Annotated in this window: 18 protein-coding genes; 5 read left to right on the top strand and 13 right to left on the bottom strand. The window is 71.6% G+C overall.

What is annotated here, in order from left to right:
- Positions 1–17: 17 nt before the first annotated feature.
- The 5 genes from cmk to HNR40_RS54525 form a co-directional block, all read right to left on the bottom strand.
- A complete protein-coding gene (cmk, locus tag HNR40_RS13660) occupies positions 18–701 on the bottom strand; it encodes a (d)CMP kinase (protein ID WP_184961686.1) in 684 nt (227 codons plus the stop codon).
- A gap of 100 nt (positions 702–801) precedes the next feature.
- Complete coding sequence (locus HNR40_RS13655; RefSeq protein ID WP_184960980.1) at positions 802–1,944, bottom strand: NAD(P)/FAD-dependent oxidoreductase; 1,143 nt, start codon at positions 1,942–1,944, stop codon at positions 802–804.
- A 44-nt stretch (positions 1,945–1,988) separates the two neighbouring features.
- Entirely contained in the window at positions 1,989–3,065 is a 1,077-nt protein-coding gene (locus HNR40_RS13650) for a prephenate dehydrogenase (protein ID WP_184960978.1), read from the bottom strand.
- Positions 3,062–3,421, bottom strand: coding sequence for a chorismate mutase (gene aroH, locus HNR40_RS13645; RefSeq protein ID WP_184960976.1), 360 nt, complete (start codon positions 3,419–3,421; stop codon positions 3,062–3,064). The genes HNR40_RS13650 and aroH overlap by 4 nt, the downstream gene beginning before the upstream one ends.
- A gap of 71 nt (positions 3,422–3,492) precedes the next feature.
- A complete protein-coding gene (locus tag HNR40_RS54525; RefSeq protein WP_312896333.1) occupies positions 3,493–4,278 on the bottom strand; it encodes a pseudouridine synthase in 786 nt (261 codons plus the stop codon).
- Positions 4,279–4,578: 300 nt separating this feature from the next.
- On the opposite strand from HNR40_RS54525, the gene HNR40_RS54520 reads away from it, so the two are divergent.
- Complete coding sequence (locus HNR40_RS54520; protein ID WP_246509032.1) at positions 4,579–5,412, top strand: hypothetical protein; 834 nt, start codon at positions 4,579–4,581, stop codon at positions 5,410–5,412.
- On the opposite strand, the gene scpB is transcribed toward HNR40_RS54520, so the two are convergent.
- The 7 genes from scpB to pyrG form a co-directional block, all read right to left on the bottom strand.
- On the bottom strand, positions 5,295–5,879 hold the full coding sequence (gene scpB / locus HNR40_RS13635) for an SMC-Scp complex subunit ScpB (protein ID WP_184961682.1): 585 nt from the start codon (positions 5,877–5,879) through the stop codon (positions 5,295–5,297). The two genes, HNR40_RS54520 and scpB, sit on opposite strands and share 118 nt — an antisense overlap.
- 103 nt (positions 5,880–5,982) lie before the next feature.
- Positions 5,983–6,180, bottom strand: coding sequence for a hypothetical protein (locus tag HNR40_RS13630; RefSeq protein ID WP_184960974.1), 198 nt, complete (start codon positions 6,178–6,180; stop codon positions 5,983–5,985).
- Positions 6,181–6,438: 258 nt separating this feature from the next.
- Positions 6,439–7,257 (bottom strand): segregation and condensation protein A, encoded by an 819-nt coding sequence (locus HNR40_RS13625; protein WP_184960972.1) that lies wholly within the window; start codon positions 7,255–7,257, stop codon positions 6,439–6,441.
- On the bottom strand, positions 7,254–8,195 hold the full coding sequence (locus HNR40_RS13620; RefSeq protein WP_184960970.1) for a ParA family protein: 942 nt from the start codon (positions 8,193–8,195) through the stop codon (positions 7,254–7,256). Before HNR40_RS13620 ends, HNR40_RS13625 begins: the two co-directional genes overlap by 4 nt.
- A gap of 116 nt (positions 8,196–8,311) precedes the next feature.
- On the bottom strand, positions 8,312–9,217 hold the full coding sequence (locus HNR40_RS13615; protein WP_184960968.1) for a site-specific tyrosine recombinase XerD: 906 nt from the start codon (positions 9,215–9,217) through the stop codon (positions 8,312–8,314).
- A 6-nt stretch (positions 9,218–9,223) separates the two neighbouring features.
- Positions 9,224–9,820 (bottom strand): NUDIX domain-containing protein, encoded by a 597-nt coding sequence (locus HNR40_RS13610; RefSeq protein WP_312896332.1) that lies wholly within the window; start codon positions 9,818–9,820, stop codon positions 9,224–9,226.
- Positions 9,817–11,478 carry a CTP synthase gene (pyrG, locus tag HNR40_RS13605; protein WP_184960966.1) on the bottom strand — a complete coding sequence of 554 codons (1,662 nt, stop codon included), beginning with the start codon at positions 11,476–11,478 and terminating at the stop codon, positions 9,817–9,819. Before pyrG ends, HNR40_RS13610 begins: the two co-directional genes overlap by 4 nt.
- 109 nt (positions 11,479–11,587) lie before the next feature.
- Here pyrG and HNR40_RS13600 point away from each other — a divergent pair, with 109 nt between their 5' ends.
- The 4 genes from HNR40_RS13600 to HNR40_RS13585 all read left to right on the top strand — a co-directional run bounded on the left by HNR40_RS13600 (position 11,588) and on the right by HNR40_RS13585 (position 14,935).
- A complete protein-coding gene (locus HNR40_RS13600) occupies positions 11,588–12,253 on the top strand; it encodes an acyltransferase (protein WP_184960964.1) in 666 nt (221 codons plus the stop codon).
- An 89-nt stretch (positions 12,254–12,342) separates the two neighbouring features.
- Positions 12,343–13,050 (top strand): MgtC/SapB family protein, encoded by a 708-nt coding sequence (locus HNR40_RS13595; RefSeq protein ID WP_312896331.1) that lies wholly within the window; start codon positions 12,343–12,345, stop codon positions 13,048–13,050.
- Between the two features lie 33 nt (positions 13,051–13,083).
- Positions 13,084–14,196 (top strand): NAD(P)H-dependent flavin oxidoreductase, encoded by a 1,113-nt coding sequence (locus tag HNR40_RS13590; protein ID WP_184960963.1) that lies wholly within the window; start codon positions 13,084–13,086, stop codon positions 14,194–14,196.
- A 4-nt stretch (positions 14,197–14,200) separates the two neighbouring features.
- Positions 14,201–14,935: a GntR family transcriptional regulator gene (locus tag HNR40_RS13585; protein ID WP_184960961.1), complete on the top strand. Its 735-nt coding sequence runs from the start codon at positions 14,201–14,203 to the stop codon at positions 14,933–14,935.
- Here HNR40_RS13585 and HNR40_RS13580 read toward each other — a convergent pair.
- Positions 14,932–17,259: a GcvT family protein gene (locus HNR40_RS13580; RefSeq protein ID WP_184960959.1), complete on the bottom strand. Its 2,328-nt coding sequence runs from the start codon at positions 17,257–17,259 to the stop codon at positions 14,932–14,934. The genes HNR40_RS13585 and HNR40_RS13580 overlap by 4 nt on opposite strands.
- Between the last annotated feature and the right edge of the window lie 102 nt (positions 17,260–17,361).

Genomic DNA, 17,361 nt, shown 5'->3' with positions numbered 1-17,361 from the left:
AGTACCGCACCTGAAGGTCAGGCGCGCTCGTTTACCCGGTCGCGCTCGCTCCGGAGCCCGCCCGGGCCCCCTTGCCGCGCGACCACACTCAGCACCGCGTCGATGACCTCTTGCAGGGTCAGCGGCGTGGTGTCGAGCTCGATGGCGCCATCCGCCATCGACAGTGGATCTGCCTTACGTGTCGAGTCCAGGGTGTCACGCCTGGCCATGGCGGCCTGCTGCGCCTCCACCGTGGTGCCCGACAGCTCCGCGGTGCGCCGCAGGGCGCGCGCCTCCGCGCTGGCGGTGAGGTAGATCTTGACGGCCGCCTCCGGCCAGACGACGGTGCCGATGTCGCGGCCCTCGACCACGATGCCGCCGGTGCCGATGATCTCCCGCTGCAGGGCGACGAGCCGGGTCCGCACCTCGGGTACCGCGGCCACCGCCGAGACGGAGCCGGTGACCTCGCTCGTGCGGATCGGCCCGGCGACGTCGGTGGAGCCCACGCGGATGGTCGGGCCGTCCGGGTCGGTGCCGCTGATGATCTCGGGCTCGCCGCAGCGCGCGGCGACGGCGGCCGGATCGGCCACGTCGACGCCCTGCTCGAGCATCCACCAGGTCATCGCCCGGTACATCGCCCCGGTGTCCAGGTAGCGCAGGCGCAGCGCACGGGCCACCCCGCGCGACGCGCTCGACTTGCCCGACCCCGAAGGGCCGTCCATGGCGACGACCAGACCGGCCACGGTCTCTCCCTCTTCACGGCTTTACCCCAACCTGAAGAGGCTACCGCCTCCGCGTCACCCGCCGATCCAGCTTCGGCACTCAGCCATTGCTGACGCGGAACGCGCGAGCGGGCACCAGGCCCCGCTTCAGCAACGCCATGCCCGGCAGCGGACTGCGAGTGACCGCCTCCTTGTAGACGATGGCCCAGCGCCCGGTCAGGTACGCCCGCCGAGGGCTGTCGTCGTTCCGGGTGAACTGGATGACCGCGTCGCCCCGCCCCAGGCTGAGCGGCTGGTGGAAGTACCCGAACCGGAACGGCCTGGCCCGCCCGCCCCGTAGCCGCGCGGCGATCACGTCGGCGGCGTGCAGAGCCGTGGGGATGCCGCTCTGGCAGGTGCCGTGGATGACCCCGTACGACTGGCGGACGGCCGCCGCGTCCCCGACCGCGTAGACATCGGGATGCGAGACCGAGCGCAGCGTCGCGTCCACGACGACCCGCCCGCGCCCGTCGACGGCCAGCCCCGACTCCCGTGCCAGGGGCAGCCCGGTGGTGCCCGCGGTCCACAGCGTGACCGAGGACTCGATGAGCTCTCCCCCGGCCAGCGCCACCGCGTCGGGCAGCACCTTCTCGACCTCGGCGCCCGCGCGCACCTCGATGCCGAGGCGGTCCATGGCCCGCAGCACGTAGGCGCGGGCACTGTCGCCCATCATCGCGGCCGGCGTGCCCCGGCTGAGCAGGACCACGCGCAGGTGGGGGTGGGCTTCGGCGATCTCGGTGACCGACTCGACGCCGGTCAGGCCGCCGCCGGCGACCACGACCGTGCCCTCGGTGAGGCGGTTCAGCGCATCGGCCAGCCGTACCGCGCCGTCGTGGTCGTCGTAGACGTGGGCGTGCTCGCTGACGCCCGGGGTGGAGCGGTCGGTGACGGTGCCGAGCGCGTAGATGAGCTTGTCGAACCGGGCGACGCGCCCGCTCTGGAGCGTGACCTCGTGCCGTCCCGGATCGAGCCCGGTGACCCGGTCACGCAGGAACGTGATGCCCGTCCCGGCGATCACCTTCTCGATGGAGTGGCAGGTCAGCCGCTGGCCCGCGGCCGTCTGGTGCATGCGCAGCCGCTCGGTGAAGCGCGGCGAGGCGTTGACGAGCGTCACCCTGACGCCCTGGCGGCGGGTCTTCACCGCGACCCGGATCGCCGCCATCATCCCGGTGTATCCGGCTCCCAGAACCATGATGTGTGTCATGCCAGGAAGACGGATCCACCGCCGCCGAACGTGACATCCGCGCGCTACGGCACCTGCCAGCCACGCTCGTGCAGAGCCTCCTGCAGTACGGCTACCGCGTCCGGCTGCACCGACACCTCCGCCAGGCCCAGTGGCAGGCCGGGAGCGTGTTCCAGCCGGACGTCCTCGACGTTGACCCCGACCTCATCGCACACCTGGAACAACCGGGCCAGCTGGCCGGGACGGTCACCGATGACCACCTGGACGACGCCATAGGCGGCGGCCGGGCCGCCGTGCTTGCCCGGAATGCGCCCGTGCCCGGCGACCCCGCGCTTGAGCAGCCGCGTGACGTCGGGGCCCGCGCTCCGGTCGCCTTCGGCCAGCGCGCGCAGCGCCGCCGCGGCCTCGGTCAGGTCCCGCGAGACCGCCTCCAGCACCTCGGCGACGGGCGCCGCGTTGCCGGACAGGATGCCCAGCCACAGGCCGGGGTCGCTGCCGGCGATCCTGGTCACGTCGCGTACGCCCTGACCGGCCAGGCCCAGCGCCACGTCGGAGGCGTCCGACAGCCGGGCGGCCACCGCGGAGGCGGCCACGTGCGGCGCGTGCGAGACCAGCGCGACCGCGCGATCGTGCTCCTCGGCGCTCACCTCGACCGGGTTGGCGCCGCACAGCTCGATCAGCTCCAGCACCGCCCGCTTCGCCTCGGGCCGCGTCGCCTCCGTCGCGCACAACGCCCACGGCCGCCCCAGGAACAGGTCAGCCCTGGCCGCGCCCGGCCCGGCCTTCTCCCGGCCGGCCATCGGGTGCGAGGCCACGTAGGCGCCCATGTCGCAGCCCAGCTCGACGGCCCTGGCGATCGGCATGGCCTTCACGCTCGACACGTCGGTGTAGAAGCGGGCCGCCTCACGCCTCTGCAGGCCGCGCAGCTCGGTCGCCACGTGGTCCGGGGGCACCGCGATGATCGCCAGGTCGACCTGCTCACCCGAATGCCATTCCTGGCCGGCGCCCATCTCCCTGGCCAGGCGAACCGCGCCCAGGTCACGGTCGGCCAGCAGGACGGTCACGCCGCGCTGACGCAGCGCCAGCCCGATCGAGGTGCCGACCAGGCCGGTGCCGAGGATGAGAACGGTCTCGAGCTTCATTGGGCGATGTCCTCGCGCAACGCGACCGCGCCGCGCAGGTAGACGTGGCTGATCTCGCCGCGTGGTCGGTCGGTCTCGACGTGCGCCATCAGCCGTACCACGCGGGGCAGGGCGCCCGGCACGTCGATCTCCGTACAGCAGATGAGCGGCACGTCGTGAAACCCGAGCTTGCGCGCTGCCAGAGCGGGGAACTCCGCCGTCAGATCGGGCGTCGCGGTGAACAACACGCTGATCACGTCGTCGGTCGTCAGCCGGTTACGCTCCATGAGCGTGCTCACCAGCTCCGTCGTCGCCTCGATGATCGCGTCGCGGTCGTTGGCGTCGACCTGGATCGCCCCGCGAATCGCCCGGACCATGGTGCTCGTCCCCTTCATAAGGCATGGAGCCCGTACGCGGCGGTACGGGCTCCTTGGTATGGGCTGCCAGGTTACATCTTGACGGCGGCGTACAGCTCGCCGACTTCCTTCAGCGACAGCGCCCTGAGCGTGCCCGCCTTCGTCCGGCCCAGCTTGACCGGCCCGAACTCGATCCGCGCCAGGTCGATCACGCGGTGACCGGACTCCTCCAGCATGCGGCGCACGATGTGCTTGCGGCCCTCGTGCAGCACCACCTCGACCAGCGCCTGCTGGCCGTGCTCCTGCACGATCGAGAAGGAGTCCGCGCGGGCGAGCCCGTCCTCCAGTTCGATGCCCTCACGCAGCCTGCGGCCCAGGTCACGCGGGATCGGCCCCGGCACCTTCGCCCAGTACTTCTTCTGCACCCCATAGCTCGGGTGCGTCAGCCGGTTGGCCAGCTCGCCGTCGTTGGTGAGCAGCAGCAGGCCCTCGGTCTCGGTGTCCAGCCGGCCCACGTGGAACAGCCGCGGAGCCAGCTCCTGCACGTAGTCCGCCAGGCACGGACGGCCCTGCGGGTCCTCCATCGTGGACACGACGCCGATCGGCTTGTTCAGCGCGTAGTAGACCAGGTCGGGCGCGGTGGGGATGCGCTTGCCATCGACGTGGATGACCTGCGCCGCCGGGTCCACCTTCGCGCCGAAACGGCGGACGATCTGGCCGTTGACGGTCACCCGACCGGCCCCGATCATCTCCTCACAGGCACGCCGGCTGGCCACGCCCGCCTGGGCGAGCACCTTCTGCAGCCTGACGCCGCCGGGCACCTCAGTGGTGTCCCGCTCGTCGGTGTAGCCCGGCTCGAAGAACGCGCTGTCCCGCACGGGCTGACGCGCCGTCTTGAACCGGTCCGTCTTGAACCGGTCCGCCGGCCTGTCGTCCCTGCCCGGCCGCTCGTCCCGCCGCGGCCCCCTGCCGGGAGTCCTCGCGCCGGTACGGCTGCCGCCGATCGTCTGGACGTCGTCGCGCTTGCCGTACCGTGCCCTGGTGGGACCGGGAGCGGAGTCACGCCGCCCACCACGAGCGGCCCGGAACCCATCCCTCTCGGAACGCTCCGGCCGGTCGTCACTACGGCCCTGGTAACCACCACGGTCGTCGCTACGGCCCTGATAGCCACCACGGTCATGGTCGTCACGCCGCTGGTAGCCGCCACGGTCGTCGCTACGGCCCTGATAGCCACCACGGTCATCGCTACGACCCTGATAGCCACCACGGTCACGGTCGTCACGCCGCTGGTAGCCACCGCGGTCATCACGACGCTGGCCCTGGCCACCACGGTCGTCGCGGCCCTGATAGCCGCCTCGGTCGTCGCGCCGCTGGTAGCCACCACGGTCGCGGTCGTCACGGCCCTGGTAGCCGCCACGGTCGTCACGACGCTGCCCCTGGCCCTGGCTCTGGCTGCCACGGTCGTCGCTACGGCCCTGATAGCCGCCACGGTCACGGTCGTCACGCCGCTGGTAGCCACCGCGGTCATCACGACGCTGCCCCTGGCCCTGGCCCTGGCTCTGGCTGCCACGGTCGTCGCTACGGCCCTGGTAACCACCACGGTCACGGTCGTCACGCCGCTGGAAACCGCCACGGTCGCGGTCATCGCGGCCCTGGTAGCCGCCGCGGTCACGGTCGTCCCGGCCCTGGTAGCCGCCACGGTCGTCGCGGCGGTCGGTGGGCTTGCTGGGGCGGGTCGTCCGGGAACCGCCCCGGTCGGCGCGCAGGGAGTCTCGGTCCCCGCTGCCGCCGCGTCGGTCGTCGGAGCGGAAGGCGGGACGCCCGCCGCGGCCCGCGTGGCCGCCCGAACGTCCTCGACCGCGTCCATCACCGGACGGGGTGCTTCGCCTGTTGATCACTTCGTTATCTCCTCGAGGTTCTCCACGTCGTCCGGGAGGAGCGGCGCAAGCTCAGGAAGCTCGCCGATGTCCTTCAGTCCCAGACGCTCCAGGAAGTATGAGCTTGTCCGGTAGAGCACTGCCTGGCTCTCCGGGTCGGTGCCGGCCTCTTCGACCAGCCCCCTGGCGACGAGCGTACGCATGACGCCGTCGCTGTTAACACCGCGTACCGCGGCCACGCGGGCACGGCTCACCGGTTGCCGGTAGGCCACGACCGCGAGAGTCTCAAGAGCAGCTTGCGTGAGCCGCGTCTGCTGCCCATCACGTACGAACCGCTCGACCAGAGGCGCGCACTCGGCCCGCGTGTAGAAACGCCAGCCTCCCGCCACCTCTCTCAGGTCAAAACCCCGCCCATCGGCCGTGTATTCCGCCGCCAGCTCCGAAAGCGCCCGTCCGACCTCCTGGGTCGGCCTCTCCAGCACCTGAGCCAGCGTCACCTCGGCCACCGGCTCATCCACCACCAGCAGAATCGCCTCCAGCGAAGCCTTCAACCCCAGCCCCGCCTCCACACCCGTTCCCTCAGCGACCTCCACACCGGACAGCTCCGCCTCGCCGCCCGTTCCCGAAATCTCCCCGGAAACCGGCACAACCGCGACCGCCGGCTCCGAGGCCACCGCATCCGAGCCTGGCTGGACCGGAGCCTCTTCAACCTGGTCCGAAGCCCCCACGTCCGAAGCCGGGTCCGAGGGGGCCGGTGCCGACGTGGCCGGGGCCGAGGTGGCCGGGGCCGAGGTGGCCGGGGCCGAGGTGGCCGGGGCCGAGGTGGCCGGGGCCGAGGTGGCCGGGGCCGAGGTGGCCGGGGTCGAGGTGGCCGGGGTCACGCCCACGGAGTCCGAGTCCCACGAGACCGGAGCGTCCTCGACCTGGTCCGACGCCTCCGCAGCCGAGGGGGCCGGAACCTCCTCAACCGAGTCCGAGTCCGAGTCCGAGTCCGAGTCCGTGGCATCCTCCGGCGACGACATCGCCGGGTGGTCGTCCTCGGAGTCGGCGGGCAGGCGAGGGGCCGGGGTGGGTGGGGTGGTGGACAGGGCGCCGGGGAGGGTCATCCAGGCGGGCAGGTCCGGGTCCGCGGAGCGGCGGGGGGCGGGCGGGGTGTCGTGCTCAGGCATCGGTCTTCTTCTCCGCGGGTTCTTCGTAGTCGTCGCCGACCGAGATGTCGCCGTCGTCGGTGCCGGTCCAGGTCACGTGGAGGTCGCCGAGAGGTTCGACCTGGTCGAAGGTCACGGCCGACTCCCGGAACAACTCCAGCACCGCCAGGAACCGGGCGATCACCTCGAAGGTGCCCTCGCAGTCGGCGACCAGGGCGCGGAAGGTGGCCTTGCGCATCCGCCGCAGGCGCCGCACCAGGATAGCCGCCTGTTCGCGGACGCTGGCGAGCGGTTGGTAGATGTGACCGACGCTCACGGTCGGCGGCAGCTTCGGGGTGAAGGCCTTGGCCGCGATCCGGGCGAGCTGGTCGGGCCCGATGCCCAGGATCAGCTCGGGCAGCAGGTCGGCGAACTCCCGCTCCATAGGCACGATCCGGGGGAAGCGCAACGCCTCTTCCGCCATCTTGCCGGAGAAGATCTTCGCCACCTGTTTGTACGCCTTGTACTGCAGCAACCGGGCGAACAGCAGGTCACGCGCCTCCAGGAGCGCCAGGTCCTCTTCGTCCTCCACCTCGCCGCTCGGCAGCAGCCTGGCCGCCTTGAGGTCGAGCAGGGTCGCCGCCACGAGCAGGAAGTGGCTGGTCTGGTCGAGGTCCCATTCGGGCCCGCGTGAGGTGATGTAGGCGATGAACTCGTCGGTGACCTTCGACAGGGAGACCTCGGTGATGTCCAGCTTGTGCTTGGAGATCAGGCCGAGCAGCAGGTCGAAGGGGCCCTCGAAGACGTCCAGGTGGACCTGGAAGCCGCCTTGCTCGGTCGAGGTCGATGTCACCTGGCCATTGTCGCAGGAGCGGGCCAGCGCGACAGCACTTCGCGGGCCAGCTCCCGGTACGCGTTGGCACCGAGCGAGGACGGGTCGAAGGTGGTGATGGGCTCCCCGGCGACGGTGGCGTCGGGGAAGCGGACGGTGCGGTTGATCACCGTGTGGAAGACCTTGTCGCCGAAGGCCTCGACGACCCGGGCGAGGACCTCGCGGCCGTGCAGGGTACGCGCGTCGTACATGGTGGCGAGCAGGCCTTCGATCTCCAGCTCGTCGTTGAGTCGTTCCTGCACCTTGGCGATGGTGTCCATGAGCAGGGCGACGCCGCGCAGCGCGAAGAACTCGCACTCCAGCGGCACCATGACGCCGTGGGCGCAGGTCAGCGCGTTGACGGTGAGCAGGCCGAGAGACGGCTGGCAGTCGATGAGGCAGACGTCGTAGTGCGGCAGCAGCGGCTTGAGCACGCGGCCGAGCACCTGCTCGCGGGCCACCTCGGTGACGAGCTGGACTTCGGCGGCGGACAGGTCGATGTTGCTGGGCAGCAGGTCGAGGTCGTCGACGCCGGTCTCCAGCAGCACGTCCTCGGCGGAGACGTTGCGGTCCATCAGCAGGTTGTAGACGGTGAGGTCGAGCTGATGGGGGTTGATGCCGAGGCCGACCGAGAGCGCGCCCTGCGGGTCGAAGTCGACGAGCAGGACCTTCAGCCCGTATTCGACGAGCGCGGCGCCCAGGTTGATGGTGGTGGTCGTCTTGCCGACGCCACCCTTCTGGTTGACCATCGCGACGACGCGGGCGGGCCCGTGGGTCTCGGGCCGGACTGGTTCCGGGAACACTGGACGCGGCCGTCGGGTGGGGCCCAGGTTCACGCCGGCGGTGGGCGTGGCCGTCTTCGTGTCACCCCAGGGGTTTTCGGGGTTCCCCTGGGTCGATCCGTTGGTCGTCACAGTCACCAGCTCGAACCTCCCTGACGATCCCGAACCGGACCGTCCGGACGGACACTATGGCGTCAGCACTTAACGCGGCAAGGCGGCACGCCGTACTCGCCGCACGTCGCAAAGACTATAGATCACTGGCGGGCGCGCGGATGCGCCGCGGCATAGACCTCACGGAGCCGGTCGACCGTCACCAGCGTGTACACCTGGGTGGTGGTCACCGAGGCGTGACCGAGCAGCTCCTGGACCACCCTAACGTCGGCACCGCCGTCGATGAGGTGGGTTGCGAAGGAATGGCGCAACACGTGGGGGGAAATCCCGGCAAGTCCGGCTCGTTCCGCGGCGGCCTGGAGCACTTCCCAGGCGCCCTGCCGGGTCAGGCGGCCACCCCGGGCGTTCAGGAACAACGCGGGCGTGCCCCGCCCGTGGGCCACCAGACCGGGACGTGCCCGGACGAGGTAGGCGTCGAGGGATTCGCGGGCATAGCGGCCCAGCGGGACGACGCGCGTGCGGCCGCCCTTGCCGCGCAGCCGTACCTGCTCGGCTTCGAGGTCGTCGACGGCCAGGCCGACGGCTTCGGAGATGCGGGCGCCGGTGCCGTACAGGACCTCCAGCAGCGCGCGGTTGCGGAGGGTCAGCGGCGCGCCCTCGGGACCGGAGGCGGCGATGAGGAGCTCGACCTCGTCGACGGTGATCGGCTTCGGCAGGCGGCGCAGCTGGCGGGGCGGGCGCACCTGGTGGGCCGGGTCGTGGCCGGTGACGCCTTCGCGCAGGGCGAAGCGGTGCAGGCCGCGTACCGCCGAGACCGCCCGCGCGGCCGAACTGGCCACGAGGGCGGGATGGTCGCCGTCGCCCTCGCGCAGCGCGGACAGGAACGCCAGGACGTCGGCCTCGGCCACCTGGTCGAGCTCCAGGCGCCCGCGCGCCTGGAGATGGTCGACGTAGCGGCGCAGGTCACGCTTGTAGGAGGCGAGCGTGTTGACAGCCAGACCCCGCTCCACCGCCAGATGGGCGAGGTAGCTGGAGAGCACCGCCTCCACGAAAGCTCACTCCTCAGGTGCGTCGGCGGGCCGCAACAGCGCGAACCCTTCGACCGATGCCGCGTACGCGGCGAGGATACCGGCCACGGCCGGGGAATTGTGGATCATTCCCATGAGCGCTTTCTCGACGGCGTCGGCGAGGGGTACCCATTCGAGCGGCATGTCCGTCTCTTCGTGCTTGCGCTCGAAGTCGATCTCGGTACGGCGCAGCCCCCGCGCCAGGAACACCCGGATCCGCTCGTCGGTCATGCCCGGCGAGCTCATCAGGTCGACCAGCGTGTACCAGGTGTCGGCGGCGTAGCCGGCCTCCTCGGCCAGCTCCCGCGCCGCGGTGGCGACCAGCGGCTCGCCCTCGACGTCGCGGATGCCGGCGGGCAGCTCCCACAGCAGGTGGCGCACCGGGTGGCGGTACTGGCGCAGCAGCAGCACCCGGTTGTCCTCGTCGAGCGCGAGGACGGCGACCGAGCCGGGGTGGACGACGTAGTCGCGGTCGGCGACGTCGTCGCCCGGCATGCGCACGGAGTCGGTGCGCAGGCCGATCACCCGGCCCTGGAAGTGCTTCTTGGAGGCGACGACGTCCCACTCCTGCGCGATGTCCTTCACTTGGCGACCTTGGCGGAGACGCGGCCGTCGGCGAAGGCGAGGGCGGCGGCGATGAGGCCCTTGAACAGCGGGTTGGCGCGGGTCGGGCGGGACTTGAACTCGGGGTGCGCCTGGGTGCCGATGAAGAACGGGTGGGTCTCGACGGGCAGCTCGGTGTACTCGACCAGGCGGCCGTCGGGAGACAGGCCGGAGAAGACCAGGCCGACCTTCTCCAGCTGCTCGCGGTAGGAGTTGTTGACCTCGTAGCGGTGGCGGTGGCGCTCGTCGGCCTTGGCCTTGCCGTAGAGCTGCCTGGCCAGGCTGCCTTCGCCGAGCTTGGCGGTGTAGGCGCCCAGGCGCATGGTGCCGCCCATGTCGCGCTCGCCGGCGACGACGTCCTCCTGGTCGGCCATGGTGGAGATGACCGGGTGCTTGGTGTCGGCGTCGAACTCGGCGGAGTTGGCGTCGTCGACCCCGGCGAGGTTGCGCGCGGCCTCGATGACCATGCCCTGCATGCCGAGGCAGATGCCGAGCAGCGGCACCTTGTTCTCGCGGGCGTGCTTGATGGCGCCGATCTTGCCTTCGATGCCGCGTACGCCGAAGCCGCCGGGGATGAGCACGCCGTCGACGCCGTCGAGCTCGCGGGAGGCGCCCTCGTCGGTCTCGCAGTCGTCGGACTTGACCCAGCGGATGTTGACGCGGGCGTCGTTGGCGAAGCCGCCCGCGCGCAGCGCCTCGGTGACCGACAGGTAGGCGTCGGGCAGGTCGATGTACTTGCCGACCAGTGCGATCGTGACCTCCTTGGCCGGGCGGTGCACCCGCCGCAGCAGTTGCTCCCACTCCTTCCAGTCGACGTCGCGGAACGGCAGGCCGAGGCGGCGCACGACGTAGGCGTCGAGGCCCTCGGTGTGGAGCACCTTGGGGATGTCGTAGATGGAGGCGGCGTCGACCGCGCTGACGACGGCGTCCTCGTCGACGTCGCACATCAGGCTGATCTTGCGCTTGATGGAGGTCTGCACGGGCCGGTCGGAGCGCAGCACGATCGCGTCGGGCTGGATGCCGATGCTGCGCAGCGCCGCGACGGAGTGCTGGGTGGGCTTGGTCTTCAGCTCGCCGGAGGGACCGATGTACGGCAGGAGCGAGACGTGCAGGAAGAAGACGTTGTCGCGGCCGACCTCGTGGCGGATCTGGCGCACGGCCTCCAGGAACGGCAGCGACTCGATGTCGCCCACGGTGCCGCCGACCTCGGTGATGACCACATCGACGTCGGGACCGGCCATGCCCCGGATGCGGTCCTTGATCTCGTTGGTGATGTGCGGGATGACCTGGACGGTGTCGCCCAGATATTCCCCGCGCCGCTCCTTGGCGATGACGTTGGAGTAGACCTGGCCGGTGGTGACGTTGGCCGAGCCGTGCAGGTCGGTGTCGAGGAAGCGCTCGTAGTGCCCGACGTCGAGGTCGGTCTCGGCGCCGTCGTCGGTGACGAAGACCTCGCCGTGCTGGAACGGGTTCATCGTGCCGGGGTCGACGTTGAGGTAGGGGTCGAGCTTCTGCATCGTGACCCGTAGCCCGCGTGCCTTGAGCAGGCGGCCGAGGCTGGAAGCCGTGAGCCCCTTGCCGAGACTGGAGGCGACACCGCCGGTGACGAACAGATGCTTGGTTTGCGATGCGCTGCGCAAAGGGGCTCCCGTGGCTCGAGGTGTGGCTATGTGTCCACGGGCTCTCAGGATATCAAAGAACGTCCCCGACATGCCCGAACGGCATGACCAAGCGGTAACTTTGGGCCCTATGTCACACGTACGGCGGGCGGCGGGCGCGCTGATTCACCGCGCCTACGCCGCTTTGCGCAGAGCCGGGGCGATCAGCCCGTCCAGTCCGGCAGGCTACCGTTTCCGCCACCTGGGCGAAGGCGTGTCGATCGCGTTCCCGCCCGGGGCGATCTTCGGCGAGCAGTGGATCGAGATCGGCGAGGGAACGCTCATCGGAGAGCGGGTCTCGCTGTCGTGCGGCATGGGGCCGGGCGTGGACCTGGGCCCCGACTCGATCCTGCGGATCGGCGGAAGCTGCTCGATCGGGCGCGGCAGCCACGTCGTGGCGCACCAGTCGATCGACATCGGCGACCACGTGTTCACCGGCCCGTACGTGTACATCACCGACCAGAACCACGTCTACGACGACCCCGAGGTGCCGATCGGACGGCAGTGGCCGCGCAACAGCCCGGTCTCGATCGGCTCGGGCTCGTGGCTGGGCGCAAGCGCGATCATCCTGCCGGGCACGCGGCTGGGACGGCAGTGCGTGGTGGCGGGCGGCGCGGTGGTGCGCGGCGAGTTCCCCGACTACAGCGTGGTGGCGGGCATCCCGGCCAAGCTGGTGCGCCGCTACGATCCGGCGCTGGGCTGGCACTCCCCCGGCACCTCCGCGATCACTTCGCTGGACCGCCAGGCGACCGGCTGAACCACCACGGGCCGCCCGAAGCCCCCATGAACCGTTCATAACCCGGCAAAGGCCGCCTCGCGCCCTTCCCGGCGGGGGAGATACCGGGCGTGGAGATCGATCTGCTGCTGCGCCTGATCGCGGCCGCGGTGCTCGGCGCCGTCATCGGCATCGAGCGGCAGTGGCGGGCCCGGATGGCGGGCCTGCGCACGAACCTGCTCGTCGCCGTCGGCGCGGCCCTGTTCGTACTGCTCAGCGCGTACGGCTTCGCCGGCGCCACCGCCGACCCGACCCGGGTGGCCGCGCAGATCGTCTCGGGCATCGGCTTCCTCGGCGCGGGCGTGATCCTGCGCGAGGGCTTCAACATCCGCGGCCTCAACACCGCGGCGACCCTGTGGTGCGCGGCTGCGGTCGGCTCGCTGGCGGGGGCGGGCATGTACCTGATGGCCACGGCGGGAACCTTCCTGATCGTGGGCGCGAACACGGCCATGCGCCCGCTGGGCCGCTTCCTCGACCGGCGGCGGGCGGCCCGCCGTACCCGCTATCGGTTCGAGGTGCGCTGCTGGGACGACGACCAGGCGCACGTGCGCAAGCTGGTCGTCAACGCGCTGACCCGGCCGGAGCTGCGGCTGCGCAGCCTGCAGGGGCAGGAGGCCGACCGGCGCGGGCAGGTGGAGGTGATCGCGACCGTGGACAGCCTGCGCCGCGACGAGAACCTCTTCGAGTCGGCCACGAGCCGGCTCAGCCTGGAGCCCTCGGTGACCTCGGTGTCGTGGACGGTCGAGGGCGAGGATGACGACGACGAGGACGAGTCCTAGACCGAACAAGGTTCTGGGGGTTAGCGTCGCGGCATGCGCACCGAACTGGCCGACAGGCTCGGCGTGGAGTTCCCGTTGTTCGCCTTCAGCCATTGCAGGGACGTGGTGGCCGCGGTCACCAACGCGGGCGGGTTCGGCGTCCTGGGCGCCATCGCCTACTCCCCCGCCGAGCTGGACGCCGAACTGTCCTGGATCGACGAGCGGGTGGGCGGCCGGCCGTACGGGGTGGACGTGCTCGTCCCCGGGAAGATCGAGGGGCCGCGCGTGGACGTCGCGGCCTTCATCCCCGACCGGCACCGCGACTTCGTCGCGCACCTCTTCCGCAAGTACGGCGTCGCCGCCGGGTCCGGCCGGGAGATCCGCTCGGCCGACGAGTTCGCGGGCAGGGTGACGGCGGCCGGCGCGACCGGGCTGATCGACGTGGCGCTGAAGCACCCGATCGGCCTCATCGCCAGCGCCCTGGGCCCGCCGCCGCCCGAGATGGTGGCCAGGGCTCGCGAGCACGGCATCCCGGTGGCCGCCCTGGTCGGCACCGTGGAGCACGCGCGCAGGCAGGTGGCGGCCGGCGCGGACGTCATCGTCGCCCAGGGCACCGAGGCCGGCGGGCACACCGGCGAGATCTCCACGATGGTGCTGGTGCCGCAGGTCGTGGACGCCGTGGGCGAGGTCCCCGTGCTGGCGGCGGGCGGCATCGCCGACGGGCGGCAGATGGCCGCCGCGATGGCGCTCGGCGCGCAGGGCGTGTGGTGCGGCTCGGTCTGGCTGACCACCGAGGAGGCCGAGACGGCCCCGGCGGTCAAGCGCAAGATGCTGGCCGCCTCCTCGCTCGACACCGTCCGCTCGCGCTCGCGCACCGGCAAGCCGGCCAGGCAGCTGAAGTCGGCGTGGACCGAGGAGTGGGACGCCGCGCCGGAGAGCCCTGGCCCGCTGGGGATGCCGTTGCAGATGCTGGTGGCCGAGGGCGCGATGGCCCGCATCGGCGCGGCGGCCGAGCGCGGCGAGCCGGGCGCGGTGGAGCTGGCCAACTACTTCGTCGGCCAGGTCGTGGGCCAGCTCGACCAGGTCAGGCCGGCCCGCGAGGTGGTCTACGCGATGGTGAGCGAGTTCGCCGACGCGGTGGAGCGGCTGCGCCGCCTGTCAGAGTAGAACGGTGGAGTTCGTCGAGCTGGCCAGGGGCGGGGGAGTGCCCGCGCACGTCCAGATCGAGCGCTGGCTGCTGGAGTCCATCGGGCGCGGCGAGATCGCGCCGGGCGACCGGCTGCCGGGCGAGCGCGACCTGGCGGCACGGCTCGGCGTGTCGCGGATGACGCTGCGGCAGGCGCTGGCGACGCTGGAGGCGCGCGGCGTCCTGGTCAGGACGCAGGGGCGCGGCGGCGGCGCGTTCGTGGCCGAGCCCCGGGTCGAGTGCGACCTGACGGGGCTGGCCGGGTTCACCGAGCGGATGCGCAGGGCCCACCTGACGGCCGAGGCCAGGCTGCTGCGGGCGCGTACGCGCCGGGCCCCGCCCGAGGTCGCGGCGGCGCTGGAGCTGGAGCCCGCGGCCCCGGTGCACGAGATCGCCCGCGTGCGCTCGGCGGGCGGCTCGCCGGTGGCGCTGGAGCTGTCGTTCTTCCCCGCCGCACTCCTGCCCGGCCTGCTGCGGGAGGACCTCGGCGGCTCCCTGTACGACCTGCTGGCCGCCCGCTACGGGCTGGCGCCCAGCCGCGCGGTCGAGCACCTGGACCCGGTCGTGGCCGCCCGCGAGCAGGCCGCCGAACTGGAGGTGGCGCCGGGCACGCCGCTCATGCGCGTCGAGCGCACCGCCTACACGGTGGCGGGCGTGCCGGTGGAGCACGCCCGCGACCTGTTCCGCCCCGACCGGGTACGCCTGACGGTACGGACCTAGCCGACCGTGCCGGTGACGCGCTCGCCGAACAGCTCCACCTCCACGGCGGTGCCCGGCTCGGCGTTCAGGTAGGCGTAGGCCAGCGAGGCGCCCAGCGTGTAGCCGTAGCCGCCCGAGGTGACGCGGCCCTCCACCTGGCCGCCGACGCGCACCGGCTCGTTGCCGAGCACGACCGCCCTCGGGTCGTCCAGCGTGATGCGGCGCAGCCTGCGCGGCGGCGACGGGTCGAGCGCGGCGCGGCCCAGGAACTCCTTGTCCATCTTGACGCAGAAGCCCAGGCCCGCCTCATAAGGCGTCGTCTCGGGGCCGAGGTCGGCGCCCCAGACCCGGTAGCCCTTCTCCAGGCGCAGGCTGTCGATGGCCTTGTAGCCGCAGGCCATCAGTCCGTGCAGCTCGCCTGCGGCCCACAGGGTGTCCCAGAGCGCCCTGCCGTACTCGGTGGAGCAGTAGAGCTCCCACCCGAACTCGCCCACGAACGTCACCCGCAGCGCCAGCACCGGCACGTCGCCCACGGTCAGCTCGCGCGCGGACATGAACGGCGCGTCCAGCGGGTCGGCGGTCAGCGTCGCCAGGATGTCGCGCGCCTTCGGACCCCACAGGGCGAAGCAGGAATACTGCCCGGTCACGTCGGCGATCCGCGCCCCCGAGCCGCGCAGCCTGGCCTGTTTGCGCAGCCAGCCGAGGTCGTGGGAGCCGAACGCGGTGCCGGTGACGATGAGGAAGTCCTCCTCGCCGCGCCGGGTGACGGTGAAGTCGCACTCGATGCCGCCGCGCCGGTTGAGCGCCTGCGTGTAGGTGACCTGGCCGGGCTCGCGGGCGACGCGATTGGCGCAGACCCACTCCAGCAGCCCGGCCGCGTCGGGCCCGCTCACCTCGATCTTCGCGAACGAGCTCTCGTCGAACAGTCCCGCGCTGGTGCGGGTGGCGCGGTGCTCGGCCCCGATCGCGGGATGCCAGCCGCGCGCCGCCCATCCGCGCGGCTCCTCTTCCTTCCGGTACGGCTCCGCCGCGTTCGGCGCGTAGTAGTTGACCCGCTCCCACCCCGACTTCTCGCCGAAGACGGCGCCGTGCCCGGCGTGCCAGGCGTAGGCGGGCGAGGTGCGCAGCGGGCGGCCGGCGGCGCGCTCGTGGCCGGGGTAGCGGATGTCGTAGTAGGTCTCGTAGTTCTCCACGACACGTTTGCGCGTGTAGGACGGCGAGCGGTACTGGCGGCCGAAGCGGCGGACGTCCATGTGCCACAGGTCCATGGACGGCTCGCCCTCGACGATCCACTCGGCCATGACCATGCCGATGCCGCCGGCCCCGGCGATGCCGTGGGCACAGAAGCCGGCCGCCACGTAGAAGCCGCCGACCTCGGTCTCGCCCAGGCAGAACTCGTTGTCCGGGGTGAACGCCTCCGGCCCGTTGATCATCTTGCGGATGCCGACGTCGGCCAGGGTGGGGACGCGGATGGCGGCATTGTCGGAAATTTCGGTGAATCGGTCCCAGTCCTCCGGCAGCAGGCGGCCGTTGAAGTCCGCCGGGACCGGGTCCAGCCACGGGGCCGATGTGCGCTCGTAACCGCCCATGACCAGGCCCTGGACGTCCTGGCGGTAGTAGACGAGCAGGTCGGGGTCGCGCAGCGTGGGCAGGCCGGTGTGCTCGTGGAAGCCCTCGGTCACCACGTACTGGTGCGACATCGGGATGATCGGGACGCGTACCCCGGCCATGCGGCCGATCTCCGGGGCGAACATGCCGCCGCAGTTCACCACGACCTCGCAGTCGATGTCGCCCCGGTCGGTACGGACCCGGCGGACCCGGCCCCGCTCGACGTCGATGCCGAGGACCCGGGTGTGGGTGCGGATCGTGGCGCCGCCCTCGCGGGCCAGGCCGGCCAGCGCGTAGCAGAGCTGGGAGGGGTCGATCTGGCCGTCGGTCGGCAGGTACGCGGCGCCGACCACGCCCTCGGGGTCCATGAGGGGGAACAACTTGGCCGCCTCGGCCACCGAGATCTCCTCCAGCGGCAGGCCGTACGTGCGGGCCCAGCCGATCTGGCGGCGGATCTCCTCCATGCGCTCGGGGCTGGAGGCCAGCTTGATGCCGCCGCACTCGGTCCAGACGTCGAGCTTGCGGTAGAGCTCGACCGAGTACTGGTTCATCCGGGTCAGGGTGGGGTCGGCGCGCAACTGGCCGACGAGTCCGGCGGAGTGGAAGGTGGAGCCGCTGGTCAGTTCGTCGCGGTCGAGGACCAGGACGTCGCGTTCGCCGAGTTCGGTCAGGTGGTAGGCCACGCTGGCGCCGCCGACGCCACCGCCGATGATCACGATCCGGGCCGAGTCGCTCATGCTCGCGACGCTAACCGGCTCCCCGTAAAAGGTCTAGACCGTTTCATTCTCGATCGAGCGCGTGTCGCGGGCGTGTGAGGCACGATCAGAGGTGGGGGCACG

It is taken from the genome of Nonomuraea endophytica (genome assembly GCF_014203235.1).
Classification (GTDB): domain Bacteria; phylum Actinomycetota; class Actinomycetes; order Streptosporangiales; family Streptosporangiaceae; genus Nonomuraea; species Nonomuraea endophytica.
The sequence above is the reverse complement of the archived record's forward strand: the minus strand, read 5'-3'. Positions and strand labels throughout refer to the sequence as shown.